The 13,040-nt window shown below is 74.5% G+C and carries 15 protein-coding genes; 8 read left to right on the forward strand and 7 right to left on the reverse strand.

The window, feature by feature from the left end:
• Positions 1-10: 10 nt before the first annotated feature.
• From ABD990_RS10875 to ABD990_RS10885, 3 genes are read left to right on the forward strand one after another with little or no spacing between them, the layout of a single operon-like run.
• On the forward strand, positions 11-388 hold the full coding sequence (locus ABD990_RS10875; RefSeq protein ID WP_345380205.1) for a VOC family protein: 378 nt from the start codon (positions 11-13) through the stop codon (positions 386-388).
• Entirely contained in the window at positions 385-744 is a 360-nt protein-coding gene (locus tag ABD990_RS10880) for an MmcQ/YjbR family DNA-binding protein (protein WP_345380206.1), read from the forward strand. The genes ABD990_RS10875 and ABD990_RS10880 overlap by 4 nt, the downstream gene beginning before the upstream one ends.
• Positions 741-1,499, forward strand: coding sequence for an alpha/beta fold hydrolase (locus ABD990_RS10885; protein WP_345380207.1), 759 nt, complete (start codon positions 741-743; stop codon positions 1,497-1,499). The genes ABD990_RS10880 and ABD990_RS10885 overlap by 4 nt, the downstream gene beginning before the upstream one ends.
• Positions 1,500-1,506: 7 nt before the next feature.
• Here the strand turns inward: ABD990_RS10885 and ABD990_RS10890 are convergent, their stop codons facing one another.
• Positions 1,507-2,556: a LuxR C-terminal-related transcriptional regulator gene (locus ABD990_RS10890; RefSeq protein ID WP_345380209.1), complete on the reverse strand. Its 1,050-nt coding sequence runs from the start codon at positions 2,554-2,556 to the stop codon at positions 1,507-1,509.
• Positions 2,557-2,642: 86 nt separating this feature from the next.
• Here ABD990_RS10890 and ABD990_RS10895 point away from each other — a divergent pair, with 86 nt between their 5' ends.
• The gene (locus ABD990_RS10895) at positions 2,643-3,155 is read left to right on the forward strand and encodes an ester cyclase (RefSeq protein ID WP_345380210.1); all 513 of its coding nucleotides are present in this window, start codon (positions 2,643-2,645) and stop codon (positions 3,153-3,155) included.
• Here the strand turns inward: ABD990_RS10895 and ABD990_RS10900 are convergent.
• The 3 genes from ABD990_RS10900 to ABD990_RS10910 all read right to left on the reverse strand — a co-directional run bounded on the left by ABD990_RS10900 (position 3,133) and on the right by ABD990_RS10910 (position 5,057).
• Positions 3,133-3,555, reverse strand: a complete 423-nt coding sequence (locus ABD990_RS10900; protein ID WP_345380211.1) for a TIGR03668 family PPOX class F420-dependent oxidoreductase — start codon at positions 3,553-3,555, stop codon at positions 3,133-3,135. The two genes, ABD990_RS10895 and ABD990_RS10900, sit on opposite strands and share 23 nt — an antisense overlap.
• Before the next feature lie 9 nt (positions 3,556-3,564).
• Positions 3,565-4,452 (reverse strand): SMP-30/gluconolactonase/LRE family protein, encoded by an 888-nt coding sequence (locus tag ABD990_RS10905; protein ID WP_345380212.1) that lies wholly within the window; start codon positions 4,450-4,452, stop codon positions 3,565-3,567.
• An 89-nt stretch (positions 4,453-4,541) separates the two neighbouring features.
• On the reverse strand, positions 4,542-5,057 hold the full coding sequence (locus ABD990_RS10910; RefSeq protein ID WP_345380214.1) for a GNAT family N-acetyltransferase: 516 nt from the start codon (positions 5,055-5,057) through the stop codon (positions 4,542-4,544).
• Between the two features lie 108 nt (positions 5,058-5,165).
• Here ABD990_RS10910 and ABD990_RS10915 point away from each other — a divergent pair, with 108 nt between their 5' ends.
• Genes ABD990_RS10915 through ABD990_RS10930 form a run of 4 tightly spaced genes read left to right on the forward strand, consistent with a single transcriptional unit; the run spans position 5,166 to position 10,401 of the window.
• Positions 5,166-6,152: a pirin family protein gene (locus ABD990_RS10915; RefSeq protein ID WP_345380215.1), complete on the forward strand. Its 987-nt coding sequence runs from the start codon at positions 5,166-5,168 to the stop codon at positions 6,150-6,152.
• The gene (locus tag ABD990_RS10920) at positions 6,149-6,481 is read left to right on the forward strand and encodes a GNAT family N-acetyltransferase (RefSeq protein WP_345380216.1); all 333 of its coding nucleotides are present in this window, start codon (positions 6,149-6,151) and stop codon (positions 6,479-6,481) included. The genes ABD990_RS10915 and ABD990_RS10920 overlap by 4 nt, the downstream gene beginning before the upstream one ends.
• Positions 6,482-6,490: 9 nt before the next feature.
• Positions 6,491-9,580 carry an SNF2-related protein gene (locus tag ABD990_RS10925; RefSeq protein WP_345380217.1) on the forward strand — a complete coding sequence of 1,030 codons (3,090 nt, stop codon included), beginning with the start codon at positions 6,491-6,493 and terminating at the stop codon, positions 9,578-9,580.
• Positions 9,577-10,401 (forward strand): SWIM zinc finger family protein, encoded by an 825-nt coding sequence (locus ABD990_RS10930; protein ID WP_345380218.1) that lies wholly within the window; start codon positions 9,577-9,579, stop codon positions 10,399-10,401. The genes ABD990_RS10925 and ABD990_RS10930 overlap by 4 nt, the downstream gene beginning before the upstream one ends.
• On the opposite strand, the gene ABD990_RS10935 is transcribed toward ABD990_RS10930, so the two are convergent.
• Genes ABD990_RS10935 through ABD990_RS10945 form a run of 3 tightly spaced genes read right to left on the reverse strand, consistent with a single transcriptional unit; the run spans position 10,402 to position 13,021 of the window.
• On the reverse strand, positions 10,402-11,313 hold the full coding sequence (locus ABD990_RS10935; protein WP_345380219.1) for an ABC transporter permease: 912 nt from the start codon (positions 11,311-11,313) through the stop codon (positions 10,402-10,404).
• On the reverse strand, positions 11,310-12,170 hold the full coding sequence (locus ABD990_RS10940; RefSeq protein WP_345380221.1) for an ABC transporter permease: 861 nt from the start codon (positions 12,168-12,170) through the stop codon (positions 11,310-11,312). The genes ABD990_RS10935 and ABD990_RS10940 overlap by 4 nt, the downstream gene beginning before the upstream one ends.
• The gene (locus ABD990_RS10945) at positions 12,170-13,021 is read right to left on the reverse strand and encodes an ABC transporter ATP-binding protein (protein WP_345380223.1); all 852 of its coding nucleotides are present in this window, start codon (positions 13,019-13,021) and stop codon (positions 12,170-12,172) included. Before ABD990_RS10945 ends, ABD990_RS10940 begins: the two co-directional genes overlap by 1 nt.
• Positions 13,022-13,040: the final 19 nt, after the last annotated feature.

Below are 13,040 nucleotides of genomic sequence, written 5' to 3' on the forward strand. Positions count from 1 at the left end.
GTTCTCCGGCATGGGCATCCACGTGACACTGCGCTACGACGACCCCCGCGCCGCGCTCGACTTCCTCACCGGCACCCTCGGGCTGGCCCCCGGCCACGTCGCGACCGCCGACGACGGGTCGGTGGCGCACGCCGAGGTGTTCTGGGAGGACACCGCGGTCATGATCGGCACCCGGTCCGGCTCCGGTGACGACCGCTTCGACACCGGCCGGGCCGTCCTGTACCTCACCACGGACACGCCGGACGCCCTGCACGACAAGGCCGTCGGCGCCGGCGCGGAGCTGGTGTACGGGCTGACCGACCAGTCCTACGGGTCCCGGGAGTTCGCCGTCGCCGACCCGGAGGGCAACGTCTGGTGCTTCGGGACCTACCGCCCGGCGGCGCCGTGAGCGGGAGCCCGCTCGACCGGCTCCGGTCGCTCTGCCTCGCCCTGCCCGAGGTCACCGAGAAGATCAGCCACGGCGAGCCGACCTGGTTCGTGCGGAGGACCTTCGTGACCTTCGCCGACCACCACCACGACGACCGGCTCGCCTTCTGGTGCGCCGCGCCGCCCGGGGTGCAGGAGGAGCTGGTCGCGGCGGACCCGGAGCGGTTCTTCCGGCCGCCCTACGTGGGCACCCGCGGGTGGGTGGGCGTGCGGCTGGACGTCGAGGTCGACTGGGACGAGATCGCCGAGCTCGTCACGGACGCCTACCGCACCGTGGCCCCGCACAGGCTGATCACGCTCCTAGACTCGCGGGGGTGAGCGAGCTCCCCCGGGTCGAGATCGACGGCGCCGCCTACGAGTACGAGGACGTGCCGGCGACGGGCCCGGGCGCGCCGCTGCTGTTCCTGCACGAGGGGCTGGGCTCGGCGGGGCTCTGGCGCGGCTTCCACCGCCGCGTCGCCGACGCGACGGGACGGCGGGCGGTCGCCTACTCCCGGCTCGGGCACGGCTTCTCCGACCTGCCGCCCGCCAAGCGCACGGTCCGCTTCGCGCACGAGGAGGCGGCGACCGTCGTCCCGGCCCTGGTCGAGGCCCTGGACCTCGGCGAGCCGGTCCTGGTGGGGCACAGCGACGGCGCGTCGATCGCGCTGCTGGCCGCGGCGGCCCTGCCGGTGTCCGGGCTCGTCGTGCTCGCCCCGCACGTGATCGTCGAGGACATCGGGCTGCGGGCGATCGAGGAGGCCAAGCGCGCCTTCGAGTCCGGCGACCTGGCCCGGCGGATGGCGCGGCACCACCGGGACGCCGAGGTGTGCTTCCGCAACTGGAACGACGTCTGGCTCGAGCCGGCGTTCCGGGACTGGGACCTGCGCCGCGAGCTCGCCGGGATCACCTGTCCGGTCCTGGGGATCCAGGGCGACGCCGACCCGTACGGCACCGCTGTGCACGTCGAGGCGGTCCGCGACGCCGCCCGCGGCACCACCGACCTGCTCCTGGTCCACGGCGGCCACGCCCCGCACCTCGAGCGCCCGGCGCTGGTCGACGCCGCCGTCGCGGGCTGGCTGCGCGACCTGTAGCCGCCGGTCAGTGGTCGGGTCCGGCGAGGAGCAGCCCGACGAGCTCGCGCCGGCTGCGGACGCCGGTCTTGTCGAAGACGGACTTGAGGTGGTCCTGGACGGTGTGCGGGGAGATGTAGAGCGTCGCCGAGATCTCCCGGGTCGACCGTCCGCGAAGCACCAGCGTCGCGATCTCCGCCTCGCGTGGGGTGAGGGCGAGCCCGGCCAGCCGTGCCGCCGCACCCGCACCGGGACGCGTCGGGTCGAGCACCACCGAGACGGACCGGCCGGCCGCACCGGTCAGGCGGGAGGCGCTGAGGTGCAGCCACTCCCCGGTCCGGGTGCGCACGGTGGAGCCCAGAGGCATCGGTCCGTGGCCACGCTCCGCCGCCAGCAGCGCGGAGACCAGCGCCTGCACCGCCACCGGCAGCTCCCCCGGCCCGTCGTCGATCACCTCCACCAGGACGTCCGCCTCCGGGGTGCTCGCCACGAGCGCGAGGTCGTCGGACACGATCAGGACGCCCGGTCGCTGCGGCCCGGCCAGAGCGGCCGCCCGGGCCGTCGCGTCCCGCATCCCGGCCGCGACGTGCGGCCCGATCCGGGCGACCAGCTCGAGCTCGCGGGCGGTGAAGCCCCGCCCGCCGTCCGCGCGGTGCAGGCAGAGGTAACCCCAGCACTCGGAGCCGGCCACCAGCGCGGCCCGGAGCTCGTCGCCCAGCCCGAGCGGCCGCATGATCTCGCCGTACCGCGGGCTCGCGCAGCGGTCGCCGCGGGTGGCGAGATCGAGCGAGGACACGTGCCGGCGCGCGGTCGCGAGCCCGGCGAACCGGTTGACGTCCGCCCCGGAGAACTCGTTCTCCAGGAACCGGGCGGTCGAGCCCGCCAGCGGCTCCTCCGCGTGGGCGCCGGTGAACAGCAACGTCGCCGGGTCCGCGGTGGCGACGAACGCGGCGTCGACCGGCACCACCCGGCGCAACGACCGCAGCACCCGCTCCCGCAGGTCCGGCAGCGGAAGGCCCGCGTGGCAGTGCCGGACGAGGTCGCGTTCGGCCTGCCCGTGGTGCACCGACCCGGCCATCGGGGCAGTGTCGACCCCACCGCAACCGGACGCCACCCCACTTCCCTGGGATGGTCCCCGGCCGGGAACGAGCGGACCCTCCCGCCATGAGCACAGACACCAGCACAGACACCACCACTGGAACCGCCACCGACACCACCGGCGAACGGCTCGCCCGCACCAAGCAGCTCGTGGACGAGTTCATCCAGGCACTCTTCACGCGCGGCGAGCTCGACGCCGTGGACCGCTACCTCGCCCCGCACTACGTCGACCACGACCCACCCGTCCCGGACGCGCCCTCCGGCCGCGAGGCCCTGCGCAGGGCGGCGGCGCTGTTCCGGACCGCCTTCCCGGACTGGCACAGCGATGTCGAGCAGCTGGTGGCCGAGGGCGACGTCGTGGTCGAGCGGTTCACCGCCCGCGGCACGCACCGGGGCGAGTTCCTGGGCGTCCCGCCGACCGGCGAGACCGTCGAGCTGGCGGGGATCAACGTCTTCCGGCTCGAGGGCGACCGCATCGTCGAGCGCTGGGGCCGGCTGGACGAGCTGGGCCTGCTCCGCCGCCTGGGACTGGTCCCGGCCGCGAGCACGGGCCGGGTCAGCGCGCCGACCAGCCGGTGATCGCCGTCGGGGTCAGGACCAGCAGCGGGCCCCGCGGCCGGGCGTCCCGGTAGGGCGGGTACTTCGCCTGCAGGGCGTCGAGCGCCCGTTCCCGGAACTCACCGGTCTCGTGGACGGCCGCGGTGCCGTCGACCCGGACCCACCACAGCCGCGTCCAGTCGTCCGCGTACTCGTCGACGACGACGGCGGCCCGCGGGTCCCGCGCGACGTCGGCGAGCCGGGCCAGCCGCGGGCCGCGCTTGGGCTTCACCTCGTCGACGGCCGAGCAGACCAGGCCGTCCACGAGGGCGTAGGTGACGGGGACGAGCCGGGGCGTGCCGTCCGCGCGCAGCGTCGCGAGCCGGGCGACCGGGTGCGCCGCGAGCCGCTCCCGGCACGCGCGCTCGTCGAGGGACGGCACGCCGCGAACCTACTGCGCGAGCGGCACCTCGACCCGCGTCGACAGCAGCACCGCGTCCCGGGTGTCCCGGCGCTCGTGCTCGAGGAAGCTCGGGGCGGCGGCCAGGAAGAGCGTGCGGCCGTCCTCGCCGCCCAGCGCCACGGCGTAGGTCTGCAGCTCGTCGAGCGTGATCTGGTCGAGGATCTCCCCGCCCTCGCGGACCCGGATCGCGCGGTGGTGGTCGGCGTCGGCCACCCAGATCGCGCCCTCGGCGTCCGGCTCGGCGATGCCGTCCGGCACCACGGCGAGCCCCGGCAGCATCTCGCCGATGTTCCGCGAGGTGGGCAGGTCGCCGAACCGGGCCCAGTCCCGCCGACCGCCCAGCGAACCGTCCGGGCGGATGTCGAAGGCCGACATGCGGTTGCCGAAGCTCTCGGCGACGATCAGCGTGTCGTCCCGGACCACCGTGCCGTTCGGGAAGTACACCCCGTCGGCCACGACCTCGGCCGAGCCGTCCGGGTCGACCCGGACGAGGACCGCGGTCTCCAGGTCGCCGCCCGCCATCAGGTCGAACCCGAAGCACCCGACCCAGCAGCGCCCCTCCCGGTCGACCGCCATGTCGTTGAGCACCCCGCGGGCGAGCCCGCTCAGGTCGGCATGGGTGACGAGCGTGCCGTCGTGCTCACGGCGCAGGATCTTCTGGTCCCGCATCGACACGACGAGCACCCGGCCGTCCGGCAGCAGCCCGGTCCCGGACGGCTGGGCCGGCACGGTGGCCTCGACCCGCAGGTCGCTGCCGTCCGGCTCGGCGCTGAGCACCCGGTGGGTGTAGAAGTCGCTCACCCAGATCCGGCCCCCGCGCCAGCGCGGGCCCTCCAGGAACGACAGCTTCTCCAGCACGACGGTCGGCTCGGCCACGCGGCCCCCTCCGGTCCGGCCCCGCGCCGGTGCGGGGCGACCGGGTCAGTCTGGTCCGGCGGGCGCGGCCCGTCGAGACCGTCCGACGATCACTCCGCGTCGGTGAGCGACCGCTGCCAGAGCGCGGTGTCGAGGACCCGCCCGTGCTTGTACCCGACCCCGCGCAGCACCCCGACCTCCCGGAACCCGGCCCGCCGGTGCAGCGCGACCGAGGCCGGGTTGCCCCGCGGATCCGCGATCACCGCGACGACCTGCTCGAACCCGGCCGCGCGGCACTCCTCGAGCAGCCGGCCGAGCAGCGCCCCGCCCAGGCCCTGTCCCCCGGCGCCCTCCTCGAGGTAGACGCTGTTCTCGACGGTGCGCCGGTAGGCCGGCTTGGCCCCGCGCCAGGGCGAGGCGTACGCGAACCCGGCCACCCGGCCGTCGAGCTCGGCGACGAGGAAGGGCAGCGCGCCGGCGGTGAGCGCGGCCAGCTTGGCCCGCCAGGTGTCCAGGTCGGGGACGTCCTCGTCGAACGTCGTGACGGTCCGCTCGACGTACGGGGCGTAGAGCGCCGCGACGGCGGGCAGGTCGTCGAGGGTGGCGGGCCGGACGGGTCGATCCACGGCCCCATCATCCGGTCGGTGGAACGCCCGGGAACAGGCGGCGGCACGGTACGGTTGAGCCCGGTACTTGCGGGCTCAACCAGATGCCCGCCGACCCGGGAGGTCCCGATGCCCGCCGTCACCGTCGCCGACGTCGCCGCGCTGCCGCGCGTCCCCGAGCCCGGACCCACCGACCTCGACCGCGGTGTCCGGTCCGTCACCACCGCGCCCCGCGGGTACGAGGGCGAGGGCTTCCCCGTCCGGCGCGCCTTCGCCGGCGTCGACCTGCGCGATCTCGACCCCTTCCTGCACATGGACCAGATGGGCGAGGTCGAGTACGCGCCGGGCGAGCCGAAGGGCACGTCCTGGCACCCGCACCGGGGCTTCGAGACCGTCACCTACATCATCGACGGCGAGTTCGAGCACCAGGACAGCCACGGCGGCGGCGGGAGCATCACCAACGGCGACACGCAGTGGATGACGGCGGGCGGCGGTCTGCTGCACATCGAGCGGCCGCCGGAGGCCCTGGTCGCGAGCGGCGGGCTGTTCCACGGCCTGCAGCTGTGGGTCAACCTGCCGAAGGCCGACAAGTGGCTCGAGCCGAAGTACCAGGACCTGCGGGCCCGCGAGGCCGCGCTGCTCACCACGCCGGACGGGGGCGCCCTGATCCGGGTGATCGCGGGCTCGCTCGCCGGGCACGAGGGCCCGGGGTCGACGTACACGCCGATGGCGATGATGCACGCGACGGTCTCGCCGGGCGCCCGCATGCGGCTGCCGTGGCGGCGGGACTTCAACGCCCTGGTCTACGTGCTCTCCGGCGCCGGTACCGTCGGGAAGGACGACCGGCCGATCCGCGAGGGACAGCTGGCGGTGTTCGGGCCCGGCGACCTCGTCACCGTGTCCGGGAACCGCGGGCAGGACTCGCGCACCCCGGCGCTCGACGTCGTGCTCCTCGGCGGGCGGCCGATCCGCGAGCCGGTCGCGTGGGGCGGGCCGTTCGTGATGAACACCCGGGCCGAGGTGCTGCAGGCCTTCGAGGACTACCAGAAGGGGAAGCTCGGCGTGATCCCCGCCTCGTACGTGCCGCACGGGAGCCTGGGAGGATCGTCGGCATGACGGAGCCCATGGTCCTGGACGTCGCCGAGTGGTCCAGGTTCGAGATCCACGTCGACGGGAGGCTCGCGGGGTTCGCGAACTACCGCGCCGAGCCGGGCCGGATCACCTTCACCCACACCGAGGTCGACTCGATGTACGAGGGCCAGGGTCTGGGCGGCAAGCTGGCCCGGTTCGCGCTGGACGACGCCCGGAAGCGCGGCCTGGCCGTGTACCCGGACTGCCCGTTCGTCCGGGGCTGGATCGAGAAGCACCCCGACTACGTCGACCTCGTCCCCGCCGAGGCCCGCCCCCGGTACGGACTCCGGGAAAGTGTCGGGGGCGGCTCGTAGCCTGGTCCCGTGCTGGTCGTCCACGCGCTCTGGTCCCCCGCCCGGGGCGTCGTGCTCTGGGCGGAGGACGGTGAGCGCCCGGCGACCACCTCGCGCCGGTCGCTGCGGAGCGCGCGGCCGCACCCCTTCGCGGTACCGGCGTCCCAGCTGGCCGGGATCCACCCGGGCAAGCAGACCTCGATCACGCTGCTGCTCCCCTCGCGGTCGAGCGGGCCGGTGGAGTCGCCCGAGCTGGTGCGCCGGACACCGCCCGGGCGGAGGTCGGCCGAGCTGTCGCTGACCCCGTGGACGGTCCCGGCCGTCGTCGTCGAGCCCACCGAGCTCACCGACCCGGCGGAGGACGTCCGCTACGGCGCCTCCGTCGGCCACCTGCGTGCCCTCGCGGCGTTCGCGGACGATCTCACCGCCCGCGGGCGCGTCCTGCCCACCCTGCGCCCGGGACCCGAGGCCCGCTGGCGGCCCGTCGTCCAGGGTCTCGACGCGGTGGCCCGTCGCGCCCTCGTCGAGGCGCTGCCCCCGATCGCCCGGGCCGAGCAGCGGCGGTCCGGGGACACCGCGGGCCACTCCCCCGAGCTGCTGGTCGACGCCGCGCTGGACACCCTCGTCGACGCCGCGGTCCGCGAACGCCTCGCCCGCGCCGACGCGCCCGTCGCCCTCGTGCCCCCGCGCCGCGGCCGCGTGCCGAAGGCGCTTCCGGCCACCGAGGCCTGGCTCGCCTCCCTGGCCGGACCGGACCCGCGGTTCGAGGCGGCCGAGCGCGAGCTCGCCACGCTGGCCGACGCACTCGGCCCGTGGGACGCGGTCACCACCGAGGAGACCGGTCCCGCGCGCGCCACCTTCCGCCTGGCCGAGGTCGGCACGCTGCACGATCCCGCCGATCCCGGGGAGGACCCGCTCGACCAGACCGGCGACGGCACGCGCTGGGTCCTGGAGTTCCAGCTGCAGTCGACCGAGGACCCGAGCCTCGTCGTCCCGGCCGGGGACGTGTGGGCGGGCCACGCCGACCGGCTGATCACCTCCGCGCAGGAGCTGCTGCTGGCCGAGCTGGGCCGGGCGGCGCTCGTCTACCCGCCGCTCACCGGCGCGCTGCGGCAGGCGCGCCCCGAGGAGCTCGACCTCGAGCTCGACGAGACCCACCGCTTCCTCACCGAGGACGCCGCGCGGCTGCTCGCCGCCGGGTTCGGCGTGCAGCTCCCGGCCGGGTGGAACGGGCGGCGCCCGCTGGGGCTGCGGCTGTCGGTGTCCTCGCCGCCGGCCCCGGGCGTCGTCACCCGCGGGGGGCTCGGCCGGGAGGAGCTCGCGCGGTTCCGCTGGACCCTCGCCGCCGGGGACGAGGAGCTCGACGAGGAGGAGATCGCCGCGCTGGTCGCGGCCAAGGCCAAGCTCGTGCGGATCCGCGGGCAGTGGGTCAGCGTCGACGCCGACGCGCTGGCCCGCGGCCTGGAGTTCCTGCGCCGGCAGAACGCCCGCCGCGGCGCCGGCACCGTGGCGGACGCGCTGGGCCTGGCCCACGGCACCGTCGACACCCCGCTCCCGATCACCTCGGTCGCCGCCGAGGGCTGGATCGGGGACCTGCTCGGCGGCACGGCGGACCGGACGCTGGAGCCGCTCGACCCGCCGCCGGGGTTCCGGGCGGAGCTGCGGCCCTACCAGAAGCGCGGACTGTCCTGGCTCGCGTTCCTGTCGTCGCTGGGTCTCGGCGCCTGCCTGGCGGACGACATGGGCCTGGGCAAGACGATCCAGCTGCTGGCCCTCGAGGCCCGGGAACGCGTGGACGGGGAGGGGGAGCGTGCGGACCCGGCCCTCGGCGGAGTACCCGGCCCCACGCTGATCCTCTGCCCCATGTCGCTGATCGGCACCTGGCAGCGCGAGGCGGCCCGGTTCGCCCCGGACCTGCGGGTGCACGCCCACCACGGCCCCACCCGTCCGCGCGGCGAGGCGCTGCGGGAGCGGCTGGCGGACACGGACATCGTGGTCACCACCTACGGCACGGCGTCCCGGGACATCGAGGAGCTCGAGTCGCTGCCCTGGCACCGCCTGGTGCTCGACGAGGCGCAGGCGATCAAGAACAGCAACGCGGCCCCGTCCAAGGCGGCACGCCGGATCACGGCCGGGCACCGGATCGCGCTCACCGGCACGCCGATGGAGAACCGGCTGGCCGAGCTGTGGTCCGTCATGGACTTCCTGAACCCCGGCATGCTGGGCACCCCGGAGCGTTTCCGCCAGCGGTTCTCCGTGCCGATCGAGCGGCACGGCTCCCCGGAGGCCGCGGAGACGCTGCGCAGCATCACCCGGCCCTACCTGCTGCGCCGGCTCAAGACCGACCCCACGGTGATCGACGACCTGCCGGAGAAGATCGAGATCAGGCAGGAGTACCACCTCACGCGGGAGCAGGCCTCGCTCTACCGCACGATCGTCGACGACATGATGGAGAAGATCGAGGACTCGGTCGGCATCCAGCGGCGGGGCAACGTCCTGGCCGCGATGGCCAAGCTCAAGCAGGTCTGCAACCACCCGGCCCAGCTGCTGCACGACGGCTCGCCCATCGGCAGGCGCTCCGGCAAGGTCGCGCGGCTCGAGGAGCTGCTGGCCGAGATCCTCGCCGAGGGCGACAAGGTGCTGCTGTTCTCCCAGTTCACCGAGTTCGCGTCCATGCTCGTGCCGCACCTGACCGCCCGCTTCGACCAGGAGGTGCTGCACCTGCACGGCGGCACCCCGAAGAAGCAGCGGGACGCGATGGTCGAGCGCTTCCAGTCCGGGGACGGCCCGTCGATCTTCCTGCTGTCCCTCAAGGCCGGCGGCACCGGGCTCACGCTCACCGCGGCCAACCACGTCGTGCACCTGGACCGCTGGTGGAACCCGGCGGTGGAGGAGCAGGCCACGGACCGGGCGTTCCGCATCGGCCAGGGGCGCACGGTCCAGGTGCGGAAGTTCGTGTGCCCGGGCACCGTCGAGGAGCGGATCGACGCGCTGATCGAGTCGAAGAAGGCGTTGTCGGACATGGTGATCAGCGACGGCGAGGGGTGGCTCACCGAGCTGTCCACCGGCGAGCTGCGGTCGGTCTTCGCCCTGGGCGCGGAGGCGGTGGCGGACGAGTGAGCGACCAGCCGTTCTGGGCCCAGGAGGACGTGCCGCGGCGACCGCTGCGCGTCGAGGGCGGCATCCAGATCCACTCCACCCGCGGCACCGTCGCCCGCACCTGGTGGTCGGCCCGTTTCATCGCCGTGCTGGAGTCCCTCGGGGTCGGCGGGCGCATGGCACGCGGGCGGAACTACGCCCGCTCCGGGCAGATCGTGTCCTGCGAGGTCGACGCGGGCGCCGTCGTCGCGCTGGTGCAGGGCACCCGGCCCACGCCGTACAAGGTGCGCATCGGCATCCCCGCGTGGGGCAAGCAGGACTGGGCGCGGGCGGAGCAGGCCCTGGCGGACGACGCGTGGTACACGGCCACGCTGCTCGCCGGCGGGATGCCCCCGGAGATCGAGGAGCTGTTCGCCGGCCTCGGCCTGGCCCTCTTCCCCACCTCGCAGCGCGACCTGTCGATGGACTGCACCTGCCCGGACGGCACGGTCCCGTGCAAGCACCTCGCGGCGGTGTTCTACCTGCTCGCGGAGCGGTTCGACGCGGACCCGTTCGAGGTCCTGGCCCTGCGCGGGCGGGACCGGGAGACCCTGCTCGCGAACCTGCGCCGCCGCCGCGGGAGCACGGCGGCGCCCGAGCCCGTCCCCGAGGAGACCGCGCGTCCCCTCGGCGAGCTGCTCGACGCGTTCTACGCCGCGGGCGAGCTCGACCTCACCCGGTTCGCCCCGGCCGAGCCCGAGCCGGGCGCGCTGCTCGACCAGGTGCCGGAGCTGCCGATCGAGGTGCGCCGGCACAAGGTCCGGGACCTGCTCCGGCCCGCGTACCGGCAGCTGGCGGAGTGATCAGCCCGGGCTGACGCCGGCGTTCGGGCCCCAGCGGGCCAGCACGGCCGCCTCGAGGATGGTCGCCAGCTCGTAGAGCACGATGGAGGCGATCACGGCGAGCGCGACGATGGTCCAGACGCCGCCGTAGTTGCCCGAGCCCTTGTAGCCGGACAGCACCCCGCCCATGCCCGCGAAGCCCACCAGCCACTCGGCCAGCATGGAGCCGACGATCGCGCCCGGCACGGAGATCCGCATGGACGCCAGGAACTCGGGCAGCGCCGACGGGATCCGGACCTTGACCAGCGCGGTCAGTGCCGACCCGCCGTTGACCGTGATCAGGTCGAGCGACTGCGGCGAGGCCGAGTTCAGCCCGACGACGATGTTCACCAGCACCGGGAACAGCACCACGATCGCGGCGATCACGGCGATCCCGACCTTGCCCTGCCCGAAGATGAGCAGCAGCACCGGCGCCATCGCGACCAGCGGCACGGAGCGCAGCAGCATCGCGATCGGCATGAACGCGAACTCGACGGGCTTCCACAGGACGAACCCGATCGCGACGAGCGTGGCGACGACCATGCCGGCGGCGAACCCGATGAGCGCGTTCAGCAGCGTGGTGCCGAGGGCGCCGAAGCTGTCCGCCCGCGCCTGCTCCGCGCTCATCGAAGCCGGCCGCACCCCGCGGGGCGGGTTGTCGGAGAACAGGTACTGCACGACGTTCAGCGGCGACTTCCCGACGAACGACGACACGTCGAACACCGTCAGCAGCACCTGCCACAGCAGGCCGAGCACCAGCAGCGCGATCACGATCGTGACCCCGGCGCGCCCGGCGCGCCGCAGCAGGGCACGGGTGGTCGCGGCGCCCCCCGCCGTCGTGGCCGCCCGACCCGTGGGTGCGGTGCGCGGCGTGGTCGTCGGCGTGGCGGTCATTTCGCTCCTGCCGGGACGTCGGCGCCCGTGGTCCACGGCGTGACCAGCTTCGCGACCAGCCCGACCACGACGAAGCCGAGGCCGGAGATGATCCCGCTGACCAGCGCGAGGTACCAGAGCTGGGGCGCGTCGGACTGGGACTGCGCGGCGATGATGGCCCGGCCGAGCGTGGAGTCGCCGCCGCTGCCGAGGTACTCGGCGAGGATCGCGCCGAGGAACGCGGCCGGCGCCGCGATCTTCAGCGCGGCGAAGAGGCTGGGCAGCGCGGAGATCAGCTGGACCTTGCGCAGCGCGGTCCAGGTGCTGCCGCCGTAGGCCCTGATCAGGTCGATGCTCGTGCGCGGCGCCGCGCGCAGCCCGAGCAGGCAGCCGACCGTCGTCGTGAAGAAGCAGCTCATCGCGGCCAGCACGACCGAGGCGCCGGACGGCGCGTCCCGCCCGGCCACGATGACGATCACCGGGCCGATCGCCACCAGCGGGATGCAGTAGCTGACCACCGCGATCTGGTTGGCCAGCGCCTCCAGCGGCGGCACCAGCAGCACGATCACGGCCAGCACGATCGCCGCGAGGTTGCCCCACAGGTAGCCGAGGGCGGCCGAGCCGACCGTCCCGCCGGCGTTGCTCAGCGTGGCCGACCACTGCGCACCGTCGAAGAACTTCGCGACGACGGACGGCGGGGTCGGAATCGCCCCGCTGCCCTGGTACAGGGTCAGCGACGCCACCCACCACGCCGCGATGATCACGACCACGCCGACGATCCCGCCCACCCACGGCGGTGCTCCGCGGAGGGCGGCGAACCGCCCGCCCTCCTCCGGTGCCGCCGCGGGCGTGACGGGCGAGACGGTGGGCGCCGCCATCAGTGCGCGTCGACGGGGGCCCCGCCGCGGCCGAACAGGATCTCGGAGAGCCGGTCCACGTACTCGTGGAACTCGGGGGTGCGCTGCAGCTCGGGCAGCCGCGGCCGCGGCAGGTCGATCTCGACCACCTCGGCGATCCGCCCCGGCCGCGGGCTCATGACGGCCACGACGTCGGACAGGAAGACCGCCTCCGAGATGCCGTGGGTGACCATGAGCGTGGTCGCCGGGCGCTCGGTCCAGATCCGCAGCAGCTCGACGTTCAGCCGCTGGCGGGTCATGTCGTCGAGCGCGCCGAAGGGCTCGTCGAGCAGCATCACCGTGGGCTGCACGGCCAGGCAGCGCGCGATCGCCACGCGCTGCCGCATGCCGCCCGAGAGCTGCGCCGGCTTGGCCTTCTCGAAACCGGACAGCCCCACCAGCCGGACGAGGTCGTCGATCAGCCCCGGCTCCGGGGTCATGCCGGCGACCTCCAGCGGCAGCCGGATGTTGCTCGCGACGCTGCGCCACGGCAGCAGGGCGGCCTCCTGGAAGGCGATGCCCAGCTGGTGGTCGCGCTGGATCTCCCGGGTGGACCGGCCGTTGATCAGCGCGGTGCCCTCCGTCGGCGTCTCCAGCCCGGCCAGGATCCGCAGGATCGTCGACTTGCCGCAGCCCGAGGGGCCGAGCAGCGAGAGGAACGAGTTCTGCGTGGTCCCCAGGCTCGTCGACGCGAGCGCCTGCACGGACCGGCGCCCCATCGTGAAGACCTTCTCCAGGCCCTGGATGTTGATGCCGGTCGCCGCGCGCGGATCCGCCTTCGGATCCGTGGTGGACAGCCTGCCCGCGTGCTGGTCGAGGGGTGTCCCCGTCACAGCCGCCTCCTCCCGCTGC

It is taken from the genome of Pseudonocardia yuanmonensis, from assembly GCF_039542425.1.
In the GTDB taxonomy this organism is placed as follows: domain Bacteria; phylum Actinomycetota; class Actinomycetes; order Mycobacteriales; family Pseudonocardiaceae; genus Pseudonocardia; species Pseudonocardia yuanmonensis.